Genomic DNA, 23,753 nt, shown 5'->3' on the forward strand with positions numbered 1-23,753 from the left:
TCCATTTTCCATCGGGTCGTTCGGTTGGGGCGCGCGAGTGGAAGGTTGTGCTAGACTAGGCGTCGCAGTCCTGAAGAGGTCAACGATACAAGGCGGTCCCAACCGCCCGCCCAAGGGAGCCCTGTCATGCAAGAGAGCGCCGCCCGCGCGAACAGCTCGCGCGCCATTCCGTTCGATGCCGCCAAACTCGACAAGCTGATGGACGCCGCCGGCCTCGACGTGCTGGTCGCGACCTCCAAGCACAATGTGCAGTACCTGCTGGGCGCCGAGCGCGCGATTTTCTTCGACTACATGGACGCCATGGGTGTCAGCCGCTATCTGCCGGTCCTGGTCTATCCCAGGGGCGCGCCTGATAAGGCGGTCTATATCGGTCACCGTCTGGAAACCCATCAGCGTGCCGTGGCGCCGCCATGGGTGCCGCAGGTCCGCACCGAATCCAATGGCTCGGTGGATGCCGTGACGCGGGCCGTGGGCCTGATCCGGGATGCCGGCGTGCCCTTGAAGCGGGTCGGGGTCGAGATGGCGTTCCTGCCGATGGATGCAGGAAGGGCGCTCGCCGACGCCCTGCCCGGTGCCGAGCTCAAGGACGCGCTGCTGGTGCTGGAGCGGCTGCGGGCGGTTAAGTCGGCCGATGAGCTGGCCAAGCTCAAGACCGCATCCGAACTGGTGATTGCCTCGATGCTGGAGGTGATCGCCGGGCACGGGCCCGGCACGACCAAGCAGCAATTGTCGGACGGCTTGCGCATCGCCGAGGCCAATCGCGGCCTGACGTTCGAATACTGCCTGCTCGCCTGCGGCAGCAGCCACAACAGGGCGCCGTCATCGCAGCGCTGGGAGCAAGGCGACGTGCTGTCGCTCGACTCCGGCGGCAATTATCACGGCTATATCGGCGACCTCGCCCGCATGGCCGTGCTGGGCGAGCCCGATGCCGAACTGAGAGACTGTCTGGCCGAGATCGAAGCCGTGCAGCGCGCCGCGTTCGCCGCGGTCCGGCCGGGCGCTCTGGGCGGCGACATCTACGTCGCGGCCGAACGGCAGCTTGCCCAGATCACCCAGCGCGACTGCACCGATTTCCTGGCCCACGGCATGGGCCTCGTCAGCCACGAGGCCCCTCGCCTGACCGCGAAGGGCCCGGTCCCCTACGACGACACCGACGCCCGCCTGCCGCTCGAAACAGGCATGGTGGTCTCGATCGAGACCACCATGAAGCATCCGAAGCGCGGCTTCATCAAGCTCGAGGACACGGTTGTGGTGACGCCGACCGGGTATGAGATTTTTGGCGAGGGCGGACGGGGGTGGAATTTGGGTGGCAGCGCGCTCTAGCCTGATGGCGTTGCAATACCCTCATGGTGAGGAGCGCGGCACGCGCGTCTCGAACCATGAAGGCCCGCCTCTCGCGTGTGGCCATCCTTCGAGACCCGCTTTGCGGGCTCCTCAGGATGAGGTGCGGAGTGTGGTGAAGCTGCGCAATTACCGCGCCAGCAGCATCTCCAGCTGGCTCTGCGCCTTCTTCACCGCGCCCGCGAACCAGCTCTGGCTTGGCGCTTCCTTGGCGAAACATTTGGTGTAGCCGTCCATCGCCTGGTCTTCCTTGGCCATGGCGTCCTCTGGAGTCTTCCTGGCCATCATCTGCTTCCAGACTTTTTCGCAGGCCGGGATCTCGGCCGTCTTCACGGCGTCGGTGACGGCGAGGAAGAAGACCTTCTCGCCCTGGATCGCGACGACATCGATTTCGTGCGGCGCGCCCTTCAGGTCGCCGTTGCCGCGCACGCCGAGCACGGCGACCGCGGTACTCGTGGATGCGGGCTTCGTGATCGGCAGCTCGGCATATTTGGCGAAGGCCGAGTCCTGGATGGCTTGATAGTAGAAGCGATCCGGCTTGAAGGCTGCGGCGATCTCCTGCGGCATGCCGTCTTCGCGGTGCTCGCGCAGCCAGTGCTTGAGCAGACCTGTGGTGGTCACCACGGCCTGCATCTTGTCGCCTTCGGAGGCAAAGCCCAGACCGTCGAGATGGCCGAAGCCCGAGTCGCCCTTGAACAGCGTGTCGGCGTTCGACTTGCCCTCGGCCGGCAGCCCCTTGATCGTAACCGGTCCGACCAGGCCGCGCAGCACACCGGTCAGCTCGTTGAGCGCTGCATCGTGCTGCTTGAAAGTCTCGTCGTTCTCCTTGGCTTTGGAGAATTTTGCGATGTAGCGATCGCGTAAATCGAGATAGTGCTGCTCGGGCGTGGCGGCGTCGGTTGGCGTCGCGAAAACGAGCAGGCAGAGCAAGGCGAGCGATCTCATTGCAATTTCCGGAAGACTGGGAGCGATCTCCAGTCTTTGTGCCGGTGCCGGACTGGAAGGTTCATCGGCTCCTGAACTGCAAACTGCGCGGCGGCCGGAGGTGTCGATGTACCCGTTTCAGGTTGACAAGAGCGGCCGTCCAGCGCCAAAATTCGGTTGGGTCGATACACCCGCTGCCTGCGCCCTTTGGGGATGGTGAACGTATCAAAGTCGCCCTCACCCTCGCTATTGGCGAGCGGGTCGGCAAGGCAGGCACCGATCTTCTCCGTTCGCCGATACGGGTGCTCTCATGCGCGATTTCCGCGATGCGAAGGCTATGGCTCGTTCCTTGCGCGATGCCTTGAATGCCAAAGCCGTGCAAACCACTCACAGCGAAGCTTTGGAACTGATCGCGAAAGCGTTCGGGTACGAGAACTGGAATATTCTGTCGGCCAAGATTGATGCGGCGCAGCCGAGTGCTGGCGTGCAGAATCCTGCCCAGCAGGATCGTCCCATCTACTGTTCGTTCTGCGGCATGAACCAGCATGAAGTGAGCAAGCTGGTGGCTGGGCCAGCTGTCTTTATATGCGACGAATGTATCGACCTATGCACCGATATCGTTGATGAGCAGCTGCTTCGCCTCATCGAAGGCGATGCAGACAGTGCTCGCGCCATGCCCACCGATAGACTGCTTCACTATGTGGAGCACGCGAACAAAGGGGTGGAGCGCAATCGGCTGTTGTCGCAGAACATCGAAAGGGTTTTTGCGCTTCGACAGAACGCTTCGGCGGCAAATGATGACGTGTTCAAGACATCCAACGTCGCCCGATTGAGAGGCAAGACGTCCGACGAACTGCTGGCGATGAAGAAGTTTTCGCTCAGTCAGTCGAAGCGTTACGAGCAGGCGCTGCAGACAGCGATGCCCATCGTCAACGAGCGGACTCGGTAAACGCGCAGACGATCGAGCGGCACGCCGGCCCTACTCCGCCGGCGTGAGTTGCTGCCGGCTCAGGCGCATCGCCGCCGTCTCGCGCGCCCGGACGCGGGCGCGGCGCTTGCGCCACCAGATCACGACGCCGGTGACCGACAGTGCCGCCACCACGAGGCCCATGATCGAGATCAAGATGCGGCCGAACAGCCCGACGATGCGGCCCGAATGTAGCGGGAATTGCGCCTGCACGAAGATGTCGGCGGCCGTGCCGACCCAGGGCAGCCGTTCGCCGATCGGGCGGCCGTCCTCGCTGTCGTAATAGAGCTGCGCCGGCCCGACGCCGCCGGCGCCGTGATCGTCGCCGGGATGAAAGAACGCCGCGGCATAGACGCCATGGGCCGGGCCGTAGCTGAGCGCGCCGACCGGGACGGTCCACCCTCGCCCCTTGCCCTCAGCCGCCGCGCGCGCAGCAATGTCGGCGAACGTCACCTTGGGCTCGATGGGATCGTCGGGATTGCGGTAGGGCCGCTGCTCATAGGGCGTCGGCGTGTAGTTCGACACCATCTTCATCATCGGCGAGAACACCTCGAAATAGAGGTTCAGCGAGAACGCCGTGAAGGCGATGACGAACAGCACGCCCCAGGTCCACAGGCTGAAGGCGCGATGGATGTCGAAATTGATCCGGTAGGCGCTGCCCGATGCCTTGATGGTCCAGGCCGGCGCCCAGCGCGCCCAGAAGCCGCGTTCGAGCTGGCGCGTGACCTGGGGCGCCCGCGCGGTCTTGGCGCGCCGTCGCGAGGGCAGCGTCAGATAGAAGCCGACGAAGCAATCGATGGTCCAGATGATGGCGATCACGCCGAGCACGCGCATGCCCCAGCGATCGCTGCCCCAGAATTCCGGGATGTGCATGGTATAGTGGAGCTTGTAGAGGAACGAGACGAAGTTTTCGCGCGTCACCGGCCACACCGCGCCCCAATAGCGCCGGCCGAGCTCCGCGCCGGTGTTGGGATCGAGGAAAATCTGGTTGTAGTCGATCGCGAAGCGTTTTCCCGTCGCCGGATCGATCCGCGGCATCACGAAGAACCACAGCGAGTGCCCCTCCTCCGGCGTCATGAAGAGGTAGACGACGCGCGCGCGGGGATCGCGCTGCTCGATCATCTTCGCGAGCTCGATCGAGGGAATGGCCGGGCCTTTGCTGGTGACATCGAACAGGTGGTGATTCAGCACCTCGTCGATCTCGTGGTCCCAGGAGATGATCGCCCCGGTGATGCCGGAGAAGAACAGGAATCCGGCCGTGAGCAGTCCCGCCCAGCGATGCAGCCTGCCAAATATCGCTCTCATCGTCTCGACTCTCATTAAGCGGGTCGGGCGCGCTGCGCCGGCGCTTCCACCGAGACCGTGGGAATTTGAGTCTGCGCCTGTACGGGCGCGAAGGGAACGCAGAGAGCGAATGTGCTGACGGCGCCGAAGAAAAGCACCTGAAGCTGTCGAACACGCGCATTGGAGCACGAACGAAGTTGGAAGTCTGACACGTCTAGCGAGGTCCCGCGCTGCCGGCTTTGCCGGAATGATTTTTGGACTCTCGCCCTAACGCGGGGGCATTCTCAGTGCGAGAGACGCAGAGTTAGAATCTATCGAGACCGGGGAATAAATCGTGCGACCAATGCGCCCATCTGCGCGTCGAGGCGCATCGCCGGCTTCTATGAGCGCTTCGATATGGAATGCTTCTAGAGTGAGAACATTCGCCGCTTGTCCGCAAACGCGTGACAACGGCGGACTCGCTGCCGCGAGCGAATGGCTGCGACGACGATGCGAAGGCTGACGGGAGCCGGCAATTCAACGTTGCACGGCAATCATCGTGTTGAGCGCTTTAACGCTCGGCGCAAACAGCACTGCGACGCCCTTGTAGCGGATAAATTGCTTCATCTGGAACGTCACGGAGGCGTCCCCCGCGAGCGGAACCTGGAACCGGGTCTCGGCCTTTGGATCTGCCCGGTTTCCAGTCAAGGCATCCTGCGCGTTGGCTCCGTTCGGAAGGCGCATGTAGGCGTCGGCAAAGTCGGTCTGATGCATCCACCGCAAGATGGTATAGAATTGCTCGTTGATCCTGGCGAAGTAGAAAAGCCCTACGATGCCGCGGTCCTTGCCGTCGTCCTCCGTGCCCTCCAGATGAGGACCGTAGGAAAATCCGCGGCGTATGACGCGTGGCGGCCCCTTGGGGAAACGAATCTGATTGGCAAATTTCAGCGGATGATCGCGGCAATTGACAATGCGAATGTGAGCCCCGAGCGGGCATTTGACGCCGTTTGGATCGTCGCCATAGCCGAAAGCATCGTTCAATTGCGGGGTCGACGGTGGTGCATCCGGAAAACGTGACAGCGGCGACCCGTGTCGCCAGCGCCCCATCATCTTGGCCGCGATCCATTCTTCGGCCAGTTCCGGGCCGACATGCGGCGCCGCCTGCGGTGCATTCGCCTTCAGGAATCTGTTGAAGGCCGCGACGTCCTGATAAAGCCACGACAGGCCGACGAATGATCCATCGCGCGCGAAGTCCTGCCATGGACCGGGCTTGAACGGTGCAGTGGGAAAATCGCTGTTCGGATAGCCGACGACGATCTCGCGACAATCGACGGCGTCGGAAGCCCTGGCAGCCGGCGCATCCTGCCAGTCAATATTGGGCGCGGTGATTCCATCACGATAGCCAAAATGCAGGCGGCCGTCGGCTGGCCGACAGCCGGACAGCGCGCCGTCGTCCCAACTGTCGAGCGACAATTCCCGGACACCGAGGCCTGTCGCGGACTGCCGCACCTGCGCGAGGCAATCGGCTTTCTGCTCGGGCGTGTCGAACCCGATGTGGATGGCGAGATCGATATCGCTCGACTTGAACTTGCCGTCCCACCATCCCGCCGGAGCGCTGGCGTCGAAGAAACCAAGCTGTGTCGCAATGCCGCCATCCGGCGCCTGCGCCGGGTCCACGAACGATACCTCGAATTGCTGCCGCCCCTGCGCGACGTCAAGGTCGGCGCGACCCGACATCATCGTCGCGATGCCGTTCCAACTGAACATGAAGTGGAACGCGGGACCCTCGGCGTCCGGGCCCGCCCCCACCGCGACCCGCGGTATCCATTGCCGCAGGAAGGACCTGGCGCCGCCGGCGTCGCCAAACCTAAACAACAGAGCCGCAAGTAGCGGCTTGGCCGAGCTTCGAGCGACGATCGCCTGCAAATTGCCGAGATCCACCATGGCGCCTGCCCTGCAAGAACGGTCAGTCGATAGGCAGCCTCAAAGCCGGCCTATCCCGAAAGCGCAAATACGCTCTGAAAGCTATTTCCCGAGCTTTGCCAGAATGTCTGCAACAGTCATGCCGTCGTAAGCCGAGAACAGCCAGCCGGACGGGTTGCCGCTGATGTCGGTTGAGCCGTCGGTCGCAGTGCCCAGCGAGCGCGCGTTGTGGTTCTTCGAGAATTCGAAGAACGCATTGGGATCGTTGATGTCCAGGCCAGTCGTATCTGCCAGGGAAAATATCGCGGCAAATATCGGCGTGAGCGCTCGCCGGAAAAACTCCGTGTATTCCTGGTGCGTTCCCTCATATTCGGTGATGACCTGGATGTACTTGTCCTCGATGACGACGACCCGGGCGAAATGAACAATCCTGGACTGCTTCAGCGCCGCCGCGATGGCGGGCTGAACCTTCTCAGTGAAGCTCGCCTCGAGATTCCGCAGCTTTGCCAGGGTCTCGGCATCCTGCTTGATCGGCAGCGTGAGATTGAGTGCATGGGTCATGGGAAATCTCCTTAAAGAATACAACCTTAAGATGGTATCACTCTCGAAAGGAATTGGAAGCGATCTTTTCGACGTGCGGCCGGCCGTCGCGTCGCGGGCCCTTCGAAAGGGGCAGCAATACTCCCCTGACAATTCGACCGCGAGCGCATGCGACCAGCGAACCAGCGCTGGTTGGCCTGCTGCGAACGTTGTTGTCGCGCGACGAGCCTACGCTTTGCCGGCGTGGCAGCACGCGCCGCCGGCGGCATCCTTCGGGTCGCCCGCCAGCACGCTGCGGCTGTTGCGCTCCGGCGGAATGTCGCCGGCGGCATTGGCCGAAAAGAATCCGGTCGGCTTCAGCATGAAGCCGGCATATTCGACCGGCATGATCGGAAAATCCTCGGGCTTGCAGACATGGGTGTGGCCGAAGGAGTGCCACACCACGAGATCTGTATTCTCGATGTTGCGGTTCTGCGCGGCGTAGCGCGGCAGGCCGTCGCCGCCGGCGTGGACATTGGGATAATCGCCGCTGGCGTATTTCTCGTCCTTGTCGAAGGCCGTGACCCAGACATGCTTTGTGGCAAAGCCGCCGCGCTTGCGCACATAGCTGCCCTCCTGCGCCAGCATCAGCGGGCTCGGATTGACCACGAGCTTGTAGGCCGGCGCGTTGCCGACCGAATTGGTCTCGTTGGGATTGCTGATCTTCCAGAACCGGCCGGTCTCGCCGTTCGCAATGGCAGCCGCATCACGCTCGCGCGACAGGATGCGGGTCGTGGTATCGAACGCGTTGCCGTGCGGATTGTCCGCGCCCCAGGGCCGCGGCAGGAACTCGTGCTCGGTGACGGTATTGCCGCCGCCGTCGAGGTCCATGTGCAGGCGCACGTTGAAGAAATGCTGGTGCGTTGGGCCGCCCAGATTGTCGTCGACCATGCCGCCCCATTTGTACTTTTCGCCGGATGGCACGGCGGCGGTCTGGATGATGCCGGTGAGTTTTGTCTCGAGCTGGATCGTGCCGTCCTGGTACAGGTACCAGTAGAAGCCGTAGTCGTAATTGCCGACGGTGGCGAAGAACGAGATGACGAGGCGCCGCGAGCGGCGCACCTCGAACAGGCCGTTGCGGAATTCGTAGTGTTTCCAGGCAATTCCGTAATCTTCCTCATGCATGCAGATGGCATTCTGCATGACGAAGGGCGCGCCCTTGTTGTCGGCGGCCGGCACGTCGAAATAATGGATGTTGCCGAGACAGTCGCAGCCGAGCTCGAGCGCATTGGCGAGCATGCCGAGCCCGTATTCACCGGCATCGAACGCCGACTTCCAGAAATGGTTCTCGGTCGGATCGGCATAGGGCACCACCATCTCGGTGACGCTGGCGCGATGGATCAGCGAGCGCTTGCGATCACCGTCCTGGTAGGCGAGCTGATGCAGCACCAGCCCTTCGCGCGGCGTGAAGCCGGCGCGAAAACTCCATTTCTGCCAGTCGACCTTCCAGCCATCGACCTTGAAGCTCGCGCCCTCCGGCTGTTCGATATGCAGCGGCTTGATGTCGGTGCGCGGGTTTTTGACTTCATGCGCGCCGTAATTCCGCTTCTTGCGCGGGATCGGCACGATCGGGTCTGCGTCCGTGAGGTCGATGACCTTGCCGCCGATCAGGTCGACCACAGCGACTACGCCCTCGATCGGATGGGCGTAGCCGTTGTCCTGCAGATGTTCGCGGAAAAAGCTGACGGCGCGCACGATACGGGCGCCGCGCTCGTACTCAAAATCGAAGAAGCCCGAGGAGAACGGATCGACCTGGACCAGCTCGATATCCTTGTCGGTGAGCCCGCGGCGGACCATCGCCGCGCGCCAGCCTGGATCGGCCTTCACCACGGCCTCGCACTTGAAAAATTCTTCCAGCATCACCGGCGGCTGCCCATAGGGCGCCTCGCGGTTCGGAATGACCTTGCGGCCGACGATCTCGTTGCGGCCGAGATCGACGATGTGCTCGATCGCCTCGCCCGTGGTGACGTCGAGCGTCAGCGCGAAGGCGCGGCGCCCTGCTCCGCCCGTAGCCAATTCCTGTTTGGTCGGCTCCTCCAGCCGGACGGTCGGGAAGCGGCAGTTCTCCGGCGAGGTCGCGGCGGCACGAACCAGCGTGCAGGCGGCCGTGATCTCTTCGGCTGTCAGAGGATCGAGCGGATGCGGTGCGGCCGCTTGAATCGGTGATTTGGCTTTGACGGTATCGAGCATGATGATGACCAGAAATCAGCGCGGGGCGAGATGCGCGGTGATGGCGCGGAAGGCGGCGAGCCAGCGGTGGTCGAGCGGAACGTCCATCGCCTTCGGCTGCGTCGCGAGCTTGACGATGACGGTGTCGGTGGCCGCGTCGATGTAGAGCCACTGGCCGTGAATGCCGATCCCCGCGAGATCGTTCCGCGACGGATCGATCGTGTACCATTTGCTGCGGTAGCGGGCGCCCGGGAAGATGTCGGCGAGGTCGCCGTCTTTCCACGCCTGGGGATCGCCGTTCTCGTGGATGTCGTCGATCCACTAGCCCGGCACCACCTGCCGTCCCTCGACCACGCCGCGGCAGCGGATCATTTCGCCGAAGCGCAGCAGATCGCGTGCGGTGACGGAAAGCCCGCCGGCGATGCGGCCCATGCCGTGGCTGTCGAGCGTGAGGGAGCCATCCTCCTCGGCGCCCATCGGCTGCCAGAGATAGTCGGAGAGGATGCGATGGTAAGGCATGCCGCAGGCGCGCTCGTAGACCCAGCCGAGCACTTCCGTATTGGTCGAGACGTAGTGGAACACCTTGCCGTGCGGCTTTCCTGTCCCGCGCAGCGTGGTGAGATAGGCGCGCTGATGGCCGGCCTCGACGCCTGGCGGCGGCACGTCCCAGCCCGAGGAGAAGCGATAGCGCGCGACGTCGCCGGCCGGATCCTCGTAGTCCTCCTCGAACTTGATCGCGACCGCCATGTCGAGGACGTTGCGGACGGTGCAGCTGCCATAGACCGAGCTCTCCAGCTCCGGCACGTAGCGCACCACCCTCGCCTCCGGATCGAGCAGGGCGCGCGCAGCCAGCACGCCGCCGAGCGTGCCGGCGATCGACTTGCTGATGGAGCAGATCAGATGCGGCGTGGTGACGCTCATGCCGTCGCCGTACCATTCGTGGATCAGTGTGCCCCGGTGCATGACCAGCAGCGCATCGCCGAAGGTTTCGCGCAACGTGGCCTCGACCGTGGTCGGCTTGCCGTCCGGCGCGGTGAAGCTGAGCTTTTGCAGCTCGCGCGGCGCGCTTGCCATCGGTGTGGGATGCGCGGAGCGGCGAACCTCCGCGGTCGGCAGCACTTCGCGGGTGTGGGTGAAGCCCCAGCGGATGGCGGGAAAGCTGCGCCAGTTGGCGCGGGTCACCTGGGCCTCGGGCGTGGGCGGGCTGCCGCGCATGATGTCCGTCGGTCGCATCTCGATCCTCCGCAAGGCCATCCCGACTGCGATGTCGGAACGGCAAGGGAGAAGACTGCACACAGGCCGCATCGGGCGTTATCGAGATCCGGCAATATTTTGCTGGACAGCGGCCATGGCCGTGCCAGTCTGGCGTAGTTCTTGCTGGCTATTCGGCTTGCAAATACTGACGTGCTGTCATGGCCTTAAGCGCAACTCTTCCGATTCAAGACTCGGCTGCCAATCTACTTCAAGCGAGCAGCACGGATGTCGACGAGCATTGCGCCACGCTCGGCCGCTGGCGGCTGAGCTACGACCAGATCAGCGCCGGGGCGTTCCGGGGCAGCTTCACGCAACTCTCCCTGCCCCGGCTCGAAGTCTTCCGCGAGATCACCAGCCAGCAGGTGCGCCAATACGGCCAGCTAGGTGCCGACAGCTTTGGCATCGGCCTGCCCTGGCACGGCGGCAGCGAGGTCAATTGCAACGGCGCCAATGTTGCGGGCTCCCAGGTCATCGCCAGCATCGACGCCGAGATCGACATGTGTACGCCGAAGGCGTTCGAGCTCCGCGGTGTCGTCGCCAGCGCGGCGCTGATCGCGGAGCTTGCGGCACGGCTCGACATCGAATTGCCGCGCGCCGTCTGGCACCAGTTGCTGGTGATCGAGATGGCGGCGGCGCCGGTCGCGCGGCTGCGCGCCCACCTCGCCGCCATTCACGAGACCATCACGGCCGCATCCGAACGGTTCGACGATCCGGCCGCGCGACAGGCGCTGGAGGACGCCCTCCTCGTCGAGATCATGGACATGCTGCCGACGGCCCAGCCCAGCGATCCCGGCCGCAGCGCCACGGCGCGCAAGCGCACCGTGGATCGCGCCCGCGAGCTGATGCATGGCAGCGGCGATCGCTCGCTGTCGCTGCTGGAGGTCTGCAAGGCGGTCGGCGCGAGCCCGCGCAAGCTCGGCTATTGCTTTCAGGAAGTCGTGGGCACGAGCCCGATGCATTACTGGCGCGCGATGCGGCTGAATCGGGTGCGGCGGGACCTGAAGCGCGCCGGCGGCGCCGAGACGTCGATCTACGACGTCGCCGTGCAACACGGCTTCTGGCACTTCAGCCAGTTCTCGCTCGACTACAAGCGCCACTTCTCCGAGCTGCCCTCGGAGACACTGCGGCGCGCGAGGCTTATCGCCTGACGCGCGCGTCTTCTACTCTACGACTAGTCGTGGCTAGCAGCTCGCTTGCGGCCATCCTTCGAGACGCCCGCCTCTGGCGGGCCCTCAGGATGAGGTCGTGTTTTGCGGCGAGATATTGGACCCTCGTGGTGAGGAGCCCGCGCAAGCGGGCGTCTCGAGCCATGCAGGCCGGGCACGTCACCAGGTCGGCAAATACGTACCCTTGAAGCGCGTCTCAAGAAACGCCTTCACGGGATCGGAGTGATAGACCGCGATCAACTGCTTCACCCACGGCTTGTCCTTGTCCTCCTCGCGGACGGCGAGGATGTTGACCCAGGGACCATCGGGGTTCTCGCGCGCGATCGCATCGGTCGCCGGATTGAGGCCGGCCTGCACGGCGTAATTGTTGTTGATCGAGACGACGTCGACGTCCTGCAGCGCGCGCGGCAGCTGGGCGGCATCGAGCTCGACGAAGCGCAGCTTCTTCGGATTGTCGGTGATGTCGGCAATGGTCGAGGAGACGTTGTTCGGATCCTTTAGCTTGATCACGCCGTGCAGCGCCAAAATCATCAGGCCGCGCGCGCCGTTGGAGGGATCGCTGGCAATCGCAACGCGAGCGCCTTCCGGCAAATCGGCGAGCTTCTTGTATTTCTGCGAATAGACGCCCTGCGGCGAGCCGATCGTGTTGGCTACCTTGACAATTTTCCAGCCGGTCTTGGAGATCTGGTTCTTCAGGTAAGGCTCGTGCTGGAACGAGTTGGCTTCGAGGTCCTTCAGCGCCAGCGCCTGGTTCGGAATGACGTAGTCGGTGAACTCGACCACCTTGATGTCGAGGCCGCGCTCGGCGCCGACCTTCTTCACCACGTCCAGGATCTCGGCATGGGGGCCGGCGGTAACGCCGACGCGGATGGTTTCAGCTTGAGCGGTGGTCGCAAGCAAGGCTGCAGCCGCAAGGGTTGCGAGAAAGCGCATTGTAGTCTCCAGTTTCAGGGAATGAGTATCAGCGCTGCCGCAGCCGGCGGTTGACCCGGCGTGCCAGATAATCGCCCGCGCTCTGCACGAGCTGCACCAGCGCGATCAGCACGACCACGACGGCCAGCATCATCTCCGGCATGAAGCGCTGATAGCCGTAGCGGATGCCGAGATCGCCGAGTCCGCCGCCGCCGACGGCACCGACCATGGCGGAGTAGCCGAGCAGGCTGACCACCGCGAGCGTCAGCGCCAGCAGCAGGCCGGGCAACGCTTCGGGGATCAGTACCTTGAGAACGATCTGGATCGGTGATGCCCCGAACGAGGACGCGGTTTCGATCAGGCCGCCATCGACCTCGCGGATCGCGGCCTCGACCAGACGCGCGATGAACGGCGTCGATGCGATGACCAGCGGCACGATCGCCGCGGTCGATCCGATCGAGGTGCCGGCAATGAGCCGCGTGAACGGGATGATGGCGACGACCAGGATGATGAAGGGCGTGGAGCGCGTCGCATTGACGACCATGCCGAGCACGCGATTGATGGTGGGCGCCGCGAACAGCTCGCCTTTCCGGCTGGTCGCGAGGAACACGCCGAGCGGCAGGCCGAAGGCGGTGCCGAGCAGTGCCGCGATGCCGACCATGTACAGGCTTTCGCCTGTTGCCTGGACGATGAGGTTGATGAGTTCAGGCGACATAGCCGAGACGCTCCGCCGGGAGTTGATATTGAGAGAGCCAGGCGAGCGTGCGCGTCACCGCGTCCTCGCCACCGGGAATACCGAGGGTCAATGAGCCCACATGCTGGCCGCCGATCTCGTCGATGCGCGCCGACAGCAGCGCCACGTCGAGACCGAGCTCGCGGGCAAGCCGCGCCACCACCGTGTCGCCGGCCCCTGCCCCGCGCACCTGGACGCGGATCACGGCCTGCCCGCCCGCAGACGGCTCTGGTACGATCCGGCTCGCCAGCGAGACCGGCAGGCTGTCGCCGATGACCTCGGCCAGGAAAGACTGTGTGATCGGGTGTTTGGGATGGGTGAAGATATCGGCGACATGGCCGCTCTCGACGACGTGGCCGGCATCGAGTACCACGACTTCCTTGGCGAGCTGTCGCACCACGGACATTTCGTGGGTGATCAGCACGATGGTCACGCCAAGCTCGCGGTTGATGTTGGCAAGCAGATCGAGGATCGCGCGCGTGGTCTGCGGGTCGAGCGCCGAGGTCGCCTCGTCCGACAGCAGCACGCTCGGCCGCGTCGCCAGCGCACGGGCAATGCCGACGCGCTGCTTCTGGCCGCCCGAGAGTTCGGAAGGATAGCGGTCGTGCTTGTCGGCGATGCCGACCAGCGCCAGCAGCTCGGCGACGCGGGCCTTGATGTCGGACTTGGCCCAGCCGGCGATCTCCAGCGGCAGCGCGATGTTGTCGGCCGCCGTACGCGACGACAGCAGGTTGAAATGCTGGAAGATCATCCCGATCGAGCGCTGCGCCAGCCGCAATTCGCGGCCGGCCAGCGCCGAGATATCGCTGTTATCGACGATCACGCGGCCCGTGGTCGGCTTCTCCAGCCCGTTGATCAGCCGGACCAGGCTCGACTTGCCGGCGCCGGAGCGGCCGATGACGCCGGTGATCGAGCTGCGCGCAATCGCGAAGTCGATGTCTTGCAGCGCGTTGACGCCGGGCTTGCCGCGATAGGCCGGATAGATCTTCGAGATGCCCTCGAAACGGACCATCGCGTCAGCGTTTCGGGCGGCAGGTGAAATCGCTTCAAGCGTTTCGATCTTCTGTCCGATCGCGAGCGATTGGTGGGCGTTCATGGGGGCGGCCTTCATGCACAACAGTTCCTGCTGCCCCCGTGGGGCATGCGGGAACCGGTCGCGTCAAGCGACGGAGAGTGAAATCGCGGCGAGGGTTCCGGTGGAACGCGCTGCACTGCAGCACGCACCATCGCCTTTTCAGGTCTTCCTTGCAATGTCAGATATTTGCGGGGAGTTGGACGAAGTTTTCCTAATCCCACCCCGGCGAAGAAAATTCGTCTGCCGGGGGTATGAGCTTCCGGCCCCGCTCAACTGATCTGCAACCAGGGCAGCACGATCAGCAGCAGTCCCGCAAAATAGAGCAGCCCGAACAGCAGCCCAAAGCCCCAGAACTGGCCCTTCCCGATGTAGCCGCTGCCGAAATACATCGGCGCGGGTCCCGTCGCGTAAGGCGAGATCACGCCCATCAGGCCGAGCGAATACATGCAGAGCATGGCGAGCGTCGTGACCGGCAGGCCGGGGATGCCCGATCCGACCGCGAGCACCACCGGCAGCACGGCCGCCGCATGCGAGGTGATGCTCGAGAAGAAGTAGTGGATCCAGAAGAACAGCGCGACCAGCAGGATCATCGCGGTCGACGGCGACAGCCCCGCGAGCGGTTTGGCGTATTCGGTCGCGAACCATTTGATGAAGCCGATCTCGTTGAGGCCCGAGGCCAGCGTCAGCAGCGAGGTGAAATAGAAGAACACCTCCCAGGCGCTCTTCTCGCTGACGATGTCGGCGAACTCGATCACGCCCGTCACCAGCATCAGCGAGATCACGATGAACACGACGGTGGTGGCGTTGACGAAGTTCGAGCCGAGCAGCGGCACGTGGATGTCCGGGCTCGAGCCCGCGATCCACAGGAACATCGCGAGGATGATCAGAGCCAGCATGATCCACTCGTTGCGCGACATCGGGCCCATCTCGCTGACCTCCCTGGCCGCCCATTCGGAGATCTCCGGGCTGTGCTTCACCTCGGGACGGCAGACCACATAGCTGAGCAGCGGAACGAGGATCATCAGGAGGATGCCGAGCGGCGCAAAGCCGACGAACCACTGCGCCCAGCTCACCTCGACGCCGGCGGTCCTCTTGGCGATCGCAAGCGCGGCCGCATTGGGCGCGAGCGCGGTGAAGAACAGCGAGCTGGTAATCGCGGTTGCCGCAAACGCCGTCCACATCACATAGGTGCCGATCTTGCCGGCGGTCGGTCCCGGCTCGGAGCCGTAGATGCGCGGGATGTTGCTGATGATGGGATAGACGATGCCGCCGCTGCGCGCGGTGTTGGATGGCGTCGCTGGTGCCAGCAGGAAGTCCGACATCGCCACCGCATAGCCGAGACCGAGCGTGTTGCGGCCGAGCTTCTGCACCAGCACCAGCGCGATGCGGCGGCCGAGCTGGCTCTTGCGATAACCGATCGAGAATACGAAGGCGCCGACGATCAGCCACACCGTGCTCTCGGCAAAGCCCGCGAGCATCCAGCGCAGCGACTTGCCGGGATCGGGATCGATATAGCCGGCGACGCCAGCGACCGTCAGCCCGATGAACCCGACCGCGCCGACCGGCATCGATTCCAGGATGAGTCCGGTGATGACGGCCGCGAACACGGCAAAATAGTGCCATTGATTGGCGTTGAGACCCGTCGGCACCGGCCACAGATAGATGGCCAGCCACACCACGAGCGGCGCGATCAGCTTCCAGCTAAACCCTTTTGCCTGAGGCGTCTGCGAGCTAGCGGCCATGGGCCCTCCCCCCTCGATTGTCGTCGCATTGTACCGCCCGTTGGCCGAGCCGTTTTTGTCCTAGCGCGGCGTATACGGACTGTCCGCGGCGCGATCAATGGCCTGACTTCACGTTCTACCGCCCCTTGCTACCGCCCCTTGAAGCGCGGTTTGCGGCGGGTCAGGAACGCCTCGATGCCCTCCTTGTGGTCTTCGGTGAGACTCGCCAGCGCGAACTGGTCGACGTCCATGTGGCTGGCGAGATCGTCCAGCGCATGTGCCAGCCGGTTGACGGTCAGCTTGGTCATTGCGACTGAGAGCGGCGGCTGCGCGGCGACCTTCCGGGCAAGCTCCATGGCGGCATCGAACGCATGGCCGGGATCGGCCACCTGCTCCACCAGGCCCCATTCATAGGCCTCATCAGCGCTGATGCGCTGGTCGGCCAGGATCACCGCCTGCTTGGTGCGGGCCGGCCCGATCAGATGCAGCATGCGCGGGATGCTCTGCCAGCTCATGTTCATGCCGAGCCCGATCTCGGGCACGCGCAGATGCGCGTCGTGCCCCATCACGCGGAAGTCGAGCGCCACGGCCAGCGCGACGCCGCCGCCGACGCAAAAACCCTCGATGGCGGCGATCGTGATCTGCTCCATCTCATGCCAGGCGTGGGTCAGACGCGGCCCGAGCTTGAGATGCCGCCGCAGCGTGCCGAGATCCATGTCCTTGCGCGAGCGGCCCTCGGCATCCTTGAGGTCGAAGCCGGCGCTGAAGGCGCTGGTGCTGCCCGTCAGAACCACGACGGACGTTGCGGCATCATCCTCGAAGCTGCGCGCGGCCGCGGTGAGCTGGCGCAGTGCCTCCGGCGAGAGCGCGTTGATGCCGTCGCCGCGGTCGAACCGCACCACCGCAATCCGCCCCTCCGGTCCGAGGCCCTTCTCGATCGTCACGAAGTTCGTCACCAATGTCTCCCAATCCGCTTTGCTGCGAGGCTAGCCTACATCCGGCCTCACGAATATGGGACCCGGTTGCGCCCCAGCGCATACTCGACAGGCAGGGACCATTGCGCCTATCTTTGCGCCATGAGCCACGATCACGACCATCATCACGACCATTCCGAGCTGTCGGAGACCGAGCTGCGCGTGCGCGCGCTCGAGACGATCCTGACAGAAAAAGGCTATGTCGAGCCGGCCGCGCTCGACGCCATCATCCAGGCCTATGAGACCAGGATCGGACCGCACAATGGCGCGCGCGTCGTCGCCAAGGCCTGGACCGATCCGGCGTTCAAGAAGGCGCTGCTAGAGGATGGCTCGAAGGCCATCGGCACGCTCGGCCATGTCAGCCGCGTCGGCGACCATCTCGTCGTGGTCGAGAACACGCCGGAGCGACACAACATGGTCGTGTGCACGCTGTGCTCCTGCTACCCTTGGGAGATGCTGGGGCTGCCGCCGGTCTGGTACAAGGCTGCGCCCTATCGCTCGCGCGCGGTGAAGGACCCGCGCGGCGTGCTCGCCGATTTCGACGTCACCCTGCCGAAGGACATGGAAATCCGTGTCTGGGATTCGACGGCCGAGACCCGCTTCCTGGTGCTGCCGATGCGCCCCGCGGGCACCGAAGGCTGGAGTGAGGAGCAGCTCGCCGAACTCGTCACGCGCGATTCCATGATCGGCACCGGCTTTCCCAAGACGCCTGGAGCGCCCTCGTGAACGGCGTCCACGACATGGGCGGCATGGACGGGTTCGGCAAGGTCGAGGCCGAGCCGAACGAGCCGATGTTTCACGAGGAGTGGGAATCGCGTGTTCTCGCCATGGTGCGCGCGATGGGCGCGGCGGGCGCCTTCAACATCGACACCTCGCGCTTCTATCGCGAGACGCTGCCGCCGCACGACTATCTCTCGAGCTCCTACTACAAGAAATGGTTTCTCGGGCTCGAGGAGATGCTGATCGAGAAGGGCTACCTCACCCGGGAGGAGGTCGCCGCCGGCCACGCGATGCAGCCTGCAAAGGCGCTCAAGCACGGCAAGTTCGACCTCGCCAATGTCGAGCGCGTCATGGTGCGCGGCAAGTTCGCCCGCCCTGCTCCGGCGCCGGCAAAATTCAACATCGGCGATCGCGTCCGCGCCAAGAACATTCATCCGACCACGCATACGCGGCTGCCGCGCTATGTGCGCGGCCATGTCGGTGTCGTCGAGCTGAACCACGGCTGCCACGTATTTCCGGATTCGGCGGCGATGGAGCTCGGCGAAAATCCGCAATGGCTTTACACGGTCGTATTCGAGGGCCGCGACCTCTGGGGCGCGGACGGTGATCCGACCTTGAAGGTGTCGATCGACGCCTTCGAACCCTATCTGGACCCGGCGTGATGAGCAGCCCGGCTGCGGCCGCTGCGACGGCGGCCATTCCGAGCATTCCGCGCGATGACGACGGCCCGGTGTTCCGCGCACCCTGGGAAGCGCATGCGTTTGCGATGGCGCTGACGCTGCACGAGCGCGGCGTGTTCACCTGGCCGGAATGGGCCGCAGCCTTGGCCTCCGAGATCAAGCGCGCCCAAGCCGCCGGCGACCCTGACACGGGCGAGACCTATTACCTGCACTGGCTCGCCACGCTGGAAGGTTTGGTTGCAAGCAAGGGCGTCGCATCGGCGGAGACGCTGCACCGCTACCGCGACGCCTGGGACCACGCCGCGGATCGTACGCCGCACGGTAAGCCGATCGAGCTGCGGCCGGAGGATTTTCGGTAGGTCGGTAAGAGGCACGCTCGTGCCAAGCCCTCCGCTGTCATTCCCCGCGAAAGCGGGGAATCCAGTAGGCCGCGGCCTCTCGACTCAAGCACGGTCTCTGGGATACTGGATCACCCGCTTTCGCGGGTGATGACACCGAATATGTGGCCTCAGCGGCCCGCCGCAAACTCCCGCCATCCCTTCGCCCGCAAACTGCACGCCGGGCACTCGCCGCACCCGAAACCCCACTCATGCTGCGCGCCGCGTTCGCCGAGATAGCAGGTGTGCGAGTGCTCGCGGATGAGATCGACCAGTCCTGCGCCACCGAGGTCGTGAGCGAGCTTCCACGTCGCCGCCTTGTCGATCCACATCAGCGGCGTATGCAGCTCGAATTGCCTGGCCATGCCGAGCGAGAGCGCGGCCTGCATGGCGCGGATGGTGTCGTCGCGGCAATCGGGGTAGCCGGAATAATCGGTCTCGCACATGCCGCCGACGATGTGGGTGATGCCGCGCCGGTAGGCGAGCGCCGCGGCAAACGTCAGGAACACCAGGTTGCGGCCGGGCACGAACGTATTCGGCAGGCCGTCGGCGCCCATCGCGATGGCGACGTCGCGCGTCAGCGCCGTCTCGGACACAGCCGCCAGCGTCGGAATCGACAGCGTGTGGCTCTCGCCGAGCCTTGCGGCCCAATCGGCACGCAGCCCCTTGATGCCGTCGAACAGCCGGTCGCGGCAGGCGAGTTCGATGGCATGGCGCTGGCCATACTCGAAACCCAGTGTCTCCACGCGTGCAAAGCGGCTGAGCGCCCAGGCGAGGCAGGTGGTGGAATCCTGGCCGCCGGAAAAGAGCACCAGGGCGGTTTGTGATGAAAATGCGTCACTCATGGCCCGCGCTTTAGCACTGCGGGCGCGGCTCGCCAATCTGCCGCCAATCGGTGGAAATCGGCCTGTTCCGCAGCGCCGCGCTGGGAACGGCGGGCCGCTTTTGGCATAAGGCTTTGGAGCCAGGAGACTGCCCCGCAATGACCCCTTCCCGCGACATTTCCCGTCTGATCGAGATCATGGCGGCGCTGCGCACGCCGGTGACCGGCTGCCCCTGGGACCTCGAGCAGAATTTCGCGACGATCGCGCCCTACACGATCGAGGAGGCCTATGAGGTGGTCGAGGCCATCAGCCGCGGCGATCTCGACGATCTGCGCGAGGAGCTCGGTGACCTCCTGCTCCAGGTCGTGTTTCACGCCCAGATGGCTTCAGAACAGAATGCCTTTACCTTCGGCGACGTCGTGGAGGCCATCACCCGCAAGATGATCCGGCGCCACCCTCATGTCTTCGCCGACAAGGACGGCAACCTCGCCTCCTCCCACGTCAAGGAGGTCTGGGACCGCATCAAGGCCGAGGAGAAAGCCGAACGTGCGGCTCGCCGGCCGCCGGAGGAAACGCCGACGCACAAGTCGTTACTCTCGGGCGTCAAGGCCGGTCAGCCCGCGCTGACGCGCGCGATGGAGCTCCAGCGCAAGGCCTCCACCGTCGGCTTCGACTGGAACGACCCGCGCGCGGTGCTGGCGAAAATCCGCGAAGAAGCCGACGAGATCGAGGCGGCGCTCGACCGCAACGACAGCGAGGGGCTGGCGGAGGAAACCGGCGATCTGATGTTCGCACTCGTCAATCTCGCCCGCCACGTCGACGCCGATCCGGAAGCCGCGCTACGCGCGACGAATGCAAAGTTCGAGCGGCGCTTCGCCTTCATCGAGCGCGCGCTTGAGGCGCAAGGGCGGACGCTCGAGCAGGCGTCGCTGGCGGAGATGGACGCGCTGTGGAACGCGGCGAAGAGTGAGGGGAAACCGGTATCAGAGACTCGCTCGCAGGCCCGCCGCTAGCGTTGTGGCCTGCTCCATCGGTGTACCCGCAAGGATCGAAGCGGTCGCGAAGGAGATATAGGTCAGCATCTTTTCCCGAATGCCGCGAGGCGGTCATGGCGGATCGCAGTCAAGCCATGAAACCGTCACGACAAGCAGTCTAGAGTTGAGCAACGGAGCCCGCGCAGCCGAAATCCCACCTCAGGTGAGTGCGATGCCATTAAAGCACTATTCGGTCCTCAAAGGACGCCCGATCGCGATGCGTTTCGGCACCGGCCAGTCGCCGCACTATCAAGTCCATGTCGTGGCCGACAACGCGGATTTCCGCATCGCCGTCAATGTGCAGTCAGCCGACGGAAGCGAAGTCGAGTTCCTGGTGCGATCGCACTTTGTCCATCCGATCACCGATCATCTCGCGGCGCTGCCGGAGGGCCTGCACCCGCAGCCGCCGAAGCCGGCCAGCATCGCGCTGGACTTCATTCGCGGCAATCTGATGCAGCCCCAGGAGATGATCCCGCTGCCGCTGTCCGTGCCCGGACCCGACAATGACCTCAACGAGAAGCTCGACCAGTTCGTCCAGCGCGCGCTCTCAAACGAAAGCGCGATGATCTACGCATTCGGTGAGACATGGGGGCCGGAAACCAAAGCGGACAATTATTTCGGCTTCCGGCCGGGTCGCGGCATTCACGACATCCATATGAATCAGGGAAATCCAATCGGGCGATTCTCGGGCGACAACGGGCCATGGCAAGACGGCGGGCTGGTGTTCGAATTCCCGGATCAGAAGCTATGGACGGCGGTCTTCCTCAAATTTCAGACGCAGGCCTGGCACACCGACGACAAGACCGGTGACCCCATCGATCTCGGCGCGCCGACACAGCCGCCAGATCCGACCGCTCCTCCGACCGGGCAAATGCCTGACGGACTCGTGCGCATCATCGCAGCACTCGTCAATGCCTTGAAAACGCCTGAGCGGGAAGTCGTCACGCTGCTCAATACGGCCGATCGCGACATCGATCTCACCGGCTGGATGCTGGCCGACAAGCAGAAGAACAAGATGGCCCTGTCAGGGAAGATCGCGGCCGGGGGCACGCTCGCAATCGTCGTGCAGAAGCCGATGGAGTTGTCGAACCAGGGCGGCATCATTTCGCTGCTGGACGAGCGCGGGATCAAGATCCACGGCGTCGCCTATACCAAGGCGCAGGCGAAGAATCCGGGCCTGACCATTCCATTCTAGCGTTACGCGTCTCAACCCAGAAACGCGGATATGGTCGATATCGCACGCAGGCCGGTCGGGCGCACCGCGCCCTTCGGATCACGCCACGCGCGGCACGGCATCGAACCGGTTCACCACGATATCCCGCTTGGTCTCGTCGACCCGCACCGTCATGTCGAAGCGGCCGTCGTGCAGCTCTTTCGCCAGCACCTCGGAATTCCTGTGCAGCCAGCTGATCCCGGCACCGTCGGCGGCGTCGATGGAGAGATCGAGCGTGGTGCGCTTTGCGGCGAGCCGTTCCTCGATCGCGGCGAGCAGCGCGTCGATCCCCTCGCCTGACACGGCCGACACCAGCATCGCCGGGTGATCCTCCGGCCGGCGCGCGGCGATGTTCAAGAGCTCTTCGCGCTTGTCAGGCTCGTAACGGTCGATCTTGTTCCAGACCTCGATGATGCGGCCGGAATCGTCGGGGTTGATGCCGAGCTGGCGCAGCACCGCGTCGACGTCACTCTGCTGGGCCTCGGCATCCTCGTGCGAGATGTCGCGCACATGCAGGATGACGTCGGCCTCCAGCACCTCTTCCAGCGTAGCGCGGAAGGCCGCGACGAGCTGGGTCGGCAGGTTGGAGATGAAGCCGACGGTGTCGGACAGCATTGCCTTGCCGCCATGCGGCAAAGTGAGCGCGCGCAGGGTCGGATCGAGTGTTGCAAACAACATGTCGGCGGCCTGGACGTCTGCGCGCGTCAGGCGGTTGAACAGCGTCGACTTGCCGGCATTGGTGTAGCCGACCAGCGCGACGACGCGATACGGCACACGCTGACGGCCGGCGCGATGCAGCCGCCGCGTCGCCTGCACCTTCTTCAGCTCGCCCTCGAGTTTCGAGATGCGCTCCTGGATCAGGCGGCGATCGGCTTCGATCTGCGTCTCGCCGGGACCGCCCATGAAGCCGAAGCCGCCACGCTGGCGTTCCAGATGGGTCCAGGAGCGAACGAGGCGCGAGCGCTGGTAGTTGAGATGCGCAAGCTCGACCTGGAGCGAGCCTTCCTTGGTCTTGGCGCGGCGGCCGAAGATTTCCAGGATGAGCCCGGTGCGGTCGAGCACCTTGGCGTGCAATTCCTTCTCGAGATTGCGCTGCTGGATCGGCGCCAGCGCGCAATCCATCACGACGAGCTCGACGTCGAGGCTCTTGGCCAGCGCGGCGATCTCCTCGACCTTGCCCTTGCCGATATAGGTCGCGGGGCGGATCTGGCTGATCGGCGCGATGATGGCGTCGGCAATGACGAGGTCGATCGCCCGCGCGAGGCCGGCGGCCTCATCAAGCCGGGCCTCCGCGTCACGCTGAACATGGCTTTCCGATTGCGTGTCGGTACCGCCCGCGCGCACACGCAAGTAGGGGCCGATGACAAGCACCCGCCCCGTCTGCTTCGCCCCTGCCGACCGCGGACGGTCGGCCTCCCCGTCGAAATTCCGGGGTTCCAATCAGATCACTCTCAAGCCGGCTGATCCTCGCCGCCTTCGAACAACTGGATCGGAGCGCCCGGCATGATGGTCGAGATCGCATGCTTGTAGACAAGCTGCGAGTGACCGTCGCGCCGAAGCAGCAAACAGAAATTGTCGAACCAGGTCACGATGCCCTGGAGCTTCACTCCGTTGACCAGAAAGATCGTCAGTGGCGTCTTGGTTTTGCGAACGTGATTGAGGAAGGTGTCCTGTAGGTTTTGTGCGCGGTCTGCCGCCATTGTTTTTTTCTCGCTTTGAGTTTCTTTTTATTGCGCCGGTTGCGGCCCTCTTTGTGACATTCGGGGCCTCTTCCGGTTGCTATTCCTCATGAGATCCCCCTCGGAGGAACAGCGGTTCGATTAGAGGACAGGACGGGTTATTAGGCAAGCCGCTTCACGCGGCAGGCCACGCCCAAATGCCCCGAAAAACTACGGAAATCGATG

20 protein-coding genes and 3 pseudogenes are annotated in these 23,753 nt (G+C 64.3%); 9 read left to right on the plus strand and 14 right to left on the minus strand.

Annotation, left to right across the window (positions count from 1 at the left end):
• Positions 1-126: 126 nt before the first annotated feature.
• Positions 127-1,323 carry a M24 family metallopeptidase gene (locus tag AB7Z56_RS22375; protein WP_441256419.1) on the plus strand — a complete coding sequence of 399 codons (1,197 nt, stop codon included), beginning with the start codon at positions 127-129 and terminating at the stop codon, positions 1,321-1,323.
• 147 nt (positions 1,324-1,470) lie between these two features.
• Here AB7Z56_RS22375 and AB7Z56_RS22380 read toward each other — a convergent pair whose 3' ends face one another.
• Complete coding sequence (locus AB7Z56_RS22380) at positions 1,471-2,286, minus strand: hypothetical protein (RefSeq protein ID WP_354123804.1); 816 nt, start codon at positions 2,284-2,286, stop codon at positions 1,471-1,473.
• Between the two features lie 289 nt (positions 2,287-2,575).
• Here AB7Z56_RS22380 and AB7Z56_RS22385 point away from each other — a divergent pair.
• Positions 2,576-2,728, plus strand: a pseudogene (locus AB7Z56_RS22385) (glyoxalase superfamily protein); the annotation flags it as partial.
• 72 nt (positions 2,729-2,800) lie between these two features.
• Positions 2,801-2,894 (plus strand): annotated as a pseudogene (locus tag AB7Z56_RS22390) (ClpX C4-type zinc finger protein); the annotation flags it as partial.
• Positions 2,895-3,244: 350 nt separating this feature from the next.
• On the opposite strand, the gene fsrB reads toward AB7Z56_RS22390, so the two are convergent.
• The 5 genes and pseudogenes from fsrB to AB7Z56_RS22415 all read right to left on the minus strand — a co-directional run bounded on the left by fsrB (position 3,245) and on the right by AB7Z56_RS22415 (position 10,399).
• Entirely contained in the window at positions 3,245-4,537 is a 1,293-nt protein-coding gene (gene fsrB / locus AB7Z56_RS22395) for a siderophore utilization protein FsrB (RefSeq protein WP_063983305.1), read from the minus strand.
• A 495-nt stretch (positions 4,538-5,032) separates the two neighbouring features.
• Positions 5,033-6,439: a Dyp-type peroxidase gene (locus AB7Z56_RS22400; protein ID WP_063983306.1), complete on the minus strand. Its 1,407-nt coding sequence runs from the start codon at positions 6,437-6,439 to the stop codon at positions 5,033-5,035.
• An 81-nt stretch (positions 6,440-6,520) separates the two neighbouring features.
• The gene (locus tag AB7Z56_RS22405) at positions 6,521-6,979 is read right to left on the minus strand and encodes a hypothetical protein (protein WP_028147544.1); all 459 of its coding nucleotides are present in this window, start codon (positions 6,977-6,979) and stop codon (positions 6,521-6,523) included.
• Positions 6,980-7,186: 207 nt separating this feature from the next.
• On the minus strand, positions 7,187-9,187 hold the full coding sequence (locus AB7Z56_RS22410) for a primary-amine oxidase (protein ID WP_231141974.1): 2,001 nt from the start codon (positions 9,185-9,187) through the stop codon (positions 7,187-7,189).
• Positions 9,188-9,202: 15 nt separating this feature from the next.
• Positions 9,203-10,399, minus strand: a pseudogene (locus AB7Z56_RS22415) (serine hydrolase domain-containing protein).
• A 179-nt stretch (positions 10,400-10,578) separates the two neighbouring features.
• Here AB7Z56_RS22415 and AB7Z56_RS22420 point away from each other — a divergent pair.
• On the plus strand, positions 10,579-11,568 hold the full coding sequence (locus AB7Z56_RS22420) for a helix-turn-helix domain-containing protein (protein ID WP_063983308.1): 990 nt from the start codon (positions 10,579-10,581) through the stop codon (positions 11,566-11,568).
• Between the two features lie 177 nt (positions 11,569-11,745).
• Here the strand turns inward: AB7Z56_RS22420 and AB7Z56_RS22425 are convergent, their stop codons facing one another.
• The 5 genes from AB7Z56_RS22425 to AB7Z56_RS22445 form a co-directional block, all read right to left on the minus strand.
• Positions 11,746-12,519: a MetQ/NlpA family ABC transporter substrate-binding protein gene (locus AB7Z56_RS22425; RefSeq protein WP_063983309.1), complete on the minus strand. Its 774-nt coding sequence runs from the start codon at positions 12,517-12,519 to the stop codon at positions 11,746-11,748.
• A 28-nt stretch (positions 12,520-12,547) separates the two neighbouring features.
• The gene (locus AB7Z56_RS22430; RefSeq protein WP_063983310.1) at positions 12,548-13,213 is read right to left on the minus strand and encodes a methionine ABC transporter permease; all 666 of its coding nucleotides are present in this window, start codon (positions 13,211-13,213) and stop codon (positions 12,548-12,550) included.
• On the minus strand, positions 13,203-14,342 hold the full coding sequence (locus AB7Z56_RS22435) for a methionine ABC transporter ATP-binding protein (protein ID WP_187387699.1): 1,140 nt from the start codon (positions 14,340-14,342) through the stop codon (positions 13,203-13,205). The genes AB7Z56_RS22430 and AB7Z56_RS22435 overlap by 11 nt, the downstream gene beginning before the upstream one ends.
• Positions 14,343-14,575: 233 nt before the next feature.
• On the minus strand, positions 14,576-16,048 hold the full coding sequence (locus tag AB7Z56_RS22440; protein WP_063983311.1) for a DASS family sodium-coupled anion symporter: 1,473 nt from the start codon (positions 16,046-16,048) through the stop codon (positions 14,576-14,578).
• 128 nt (positions 16,049-16,176) lie between these two features.
• On the minus strand, positions 16,177-16,983 hold the full coding sequence (locus AB7Z56_RS22445; protein WP_063986375.1) for an enoyl-CoA hydratase/isomerase family protein: 807 nt from the start codon (positions 16,981-16,983) through the stop codon (positions 16,177-16,179).
• 120 nt (positions 16,984-17,103) lie between these two features.
• Between AB7Z56_RS22445 and nthA the strand changes: the two genes are divergently transcribed.
• From nthA to AB7Z56_RS22460, 3 genes are read left to right on the plus strand one after another with little or no spacing between them, the layout of a single operon-like run.
• Complete coding sequence (nthA, locus tag AB7Z56_RS22450; RefSeq protein ID WP_063983312.1) at positions 17,104-17,727, plus strand: nitrile hydratase subunit alpha; 624 nt, start codon at positions 17,104-17,106, stop codon at positions 17,725-17,727.
• Positions 17,724-18,383, plus strand: coding sequence for a nitrile hydratase subunit beta (nthB, locus tag AB7Z56_RS22455; protein ID WP_063983313.1), 660 nt, complete (start codon positions 17,724-17,726; stop codon positions 18,381-18,383). Before nthA ends, nthB begins: the two co-directional genes overlap by 4 nt.
• Entirely contained in the window at positions 18,383-18,760 is a 378-nt protein-coding gene (locus AB7Z56_RS22460) for a nitrile hydratase accessory protein (protein WP_063983314.1), read from the plus strand. The genes nthB and AB7Z56_RS22460 overlap by 1 nt, the downstream gene beginning before the upstream one ends.
• 149 nt (positions 18,761-18,909) lie before the next feature.
• On the opposite strand, the gene queC is transcribed toward AB7Z56_RS22460, so the two are convergent.
• A complete protein-coding gene (queC, locus tag AB7Z56_RS22465; RefSeq protein WP_063983315.1) occupies positions 18,910-19,623 on the minus strand; it encodes a 7-cyano-7-deazaguanine synthase QueC in 714 nt (237 codons plus the stop codon).
• Between the two features lie 137 nt (positions 19,624-19,760).
• Between queC and mazG the strand changes: the two genes are divergently transcribed.
• Positions 19,761-20,615, plus strand: coding sequence for a nucleoside triphosphate pyrophosphohydrolase (mazG, locus tag AB7Z56_RS22470; RefSeq protein ID WP_063983316.1), 855 nt, complete (start codon positions 19,761-19,763; stop codon positions 20,613-20,615).
• A 193-nt stretch (positions 20,616-20,808) separates the two neighbouring features.
• On the plus strand, positions 20,809-21,831 hold the full coding sequence (locus AB7Z56_RS22475) for a DUF2278 family protein (protein WP_354123806.1): 1,023 nt from the start codon (positions 20,809-20,811) through the stop codon (positions 21,829-21,831).
• Positions 21,832-21,909: 78 nt separating this feature from the next.
• Here the strand turns inward: AB7Z56_RS22475 and hflX are convergent, their stop codons facing one another.
• Both hflX and hfq read right to left on the minus strand, forming a co-directional pair.
• On the minus strand, positions 21,910-23,289 hold the full coding sequence (gene hflX, locus AB7Z56_RS22480; RefSeq protein ID WP_166096548.1) for a GTPase HflX: 1,380 nt from the start codon (positions 23,287-23,289) through the stop codon (positions 21,910-21,912).
• An 11-nt stretch (positions 23,290-23,300) separates the two neighbouring features.
• Entirely contained in the window at positions 23,301-23,549 is a 249-nt protein-coding gene (gene hfq, locus AB7Z56_RS22485) for an RNA chaperone Hfq (RefSeq protein ID WP_007591126.1), read from the minus strand.
• Positions 23,550-23,753 lie beyond the last annotated feature (204 nt).

The organism is Bradyrhizobium sp. 482_C4_N1_8, from assembly GCF_052075965.1.
Lineage (GTDB): Bacteria > Pseudomonadota > Alphaproteobacteria > Rhizobiales > Xanthobacteraceae > Bradyrhizobium > Bradyrhizobium barranii.

Bases quoted from the DNA above. Each gene is read 5' to 3' on its own strand.
- AB7Z56_RS22375 (WP_441256419.1), top strand. From the start codon at position 127: ATGCAAGAGAGCGCCGCCCGCGCGAACAGCTCGCGCGCCATTCCGTTC.
- AB7Z56_RS22380 (WP_354123804.1), bottom strand. From the start codon at position 2,286: ATGAGATCGCTCGCCTTGCTCTGCCTGCTCGTTTTCGCGACGCCAACC.
- fsrB (WP_063983305.1), bottom strand. From the start codon at position 4,537: ATGAGAGCGATATTTGGCAGGCTGCATCGCTGGGCGGGACTGCTCACG.
- AB7Z56_RS22400 (WP_063983306.1), bottom strand. From the start codon at position 6,439: ATGGTGGATCTCGGCAATTTGCAGGCGATCGTCGCTCGAAGCTCGGCC.
- AB7Z56_RS22405 (WP_028147544.1), bottom strand. From the start codon at position 6,979: ATGACCCATGCACTCAATCTCACGCTGCCGATCAAGCAGGATGCCGAG.
- AB7Z56_RS22410 (WP_231141974.1), bottom strand. From the start codon at position 9,187: ATGCTCGATACCGTCAAAGCCAAATCACCGATTCAAGCGGCCGCACCG.
- AB7Z56_RS22420 (WP_063983308.1), top strand. From the start codon at position 10,579: ATGGCCTTAAGCGCAACTCTTCCGATTCAAGACTCGGCTGCCAATCTA.
- AB7Z56_RS22425 (WP_063983309.1), bottom strand. From the start codon at position 12,519: ATGCGCTTTCTCGCAACCCTTGCGGCTGCAGCCTTGCTTGCGACCACC.
- AB7Z56_RS22430 (WP_063983310.1), bottom strand. From the start codon at position 13,213: ATGTCGCCTGAACTCATCAACCTCATCGTCCAGGCAACAGGCGAAAGC.
- AB7Z56_RS22435 (WP_187387699.1), bottom strand. From the start codon at position 14,342: ATGAAGGCCGCCCCCATGAACGCCCACCAATCGCTCGCGATCGGACAG.
- AB7Z56_RS22440 (WP_063983311.1), bottom strand. From the start codon at position 16,048: ATGGCCGCTAGCTCGCAGACGCCTCAGGCAAAAGGGTTTAGCTGGAAG.
- nthA (WP_063983312.1), top strand. From the start codon at position 17,104: ATGAGCCACGATCACGACCATCATCACGACCATTCCGAGCTGTCGGAG.
- AB7Z56_RS22460 (WP_063983314.1), top strand. From the start codon at position 18,383: ATGAGCAGCCCGGCTGCGGCCGCTGCGACGGCGGCCATTCCGAGCATT.
- queC (WP_063983315.1), bottom strand. From the start codon at position 19,623: ATGAGTGACGCATTTTCATCACAAACCGCCCTGGTGCTCTTTTCCGGC.
- mazG (WP_063983316.1), top strand. From the start codon at position 19,761: ATGACCCCTTCCCGCGACATTTCCCGTCTGATCGAGATCATGGCGGCG.
- AB7Z56_RS22475 (WP_354123806.1), top strand. From the start codon at position 20,809: ATGCCATTAAAGCACTATTCGGTCCTCAAAGGACGCCCGATCGCGATG.
- hfq (WP_007591126.1), bottom strand. From the start codon at position 23,549: ATGGCGGCAGACCGCGCACAAAACCTACAGGACACCTTCCTCAATCAC.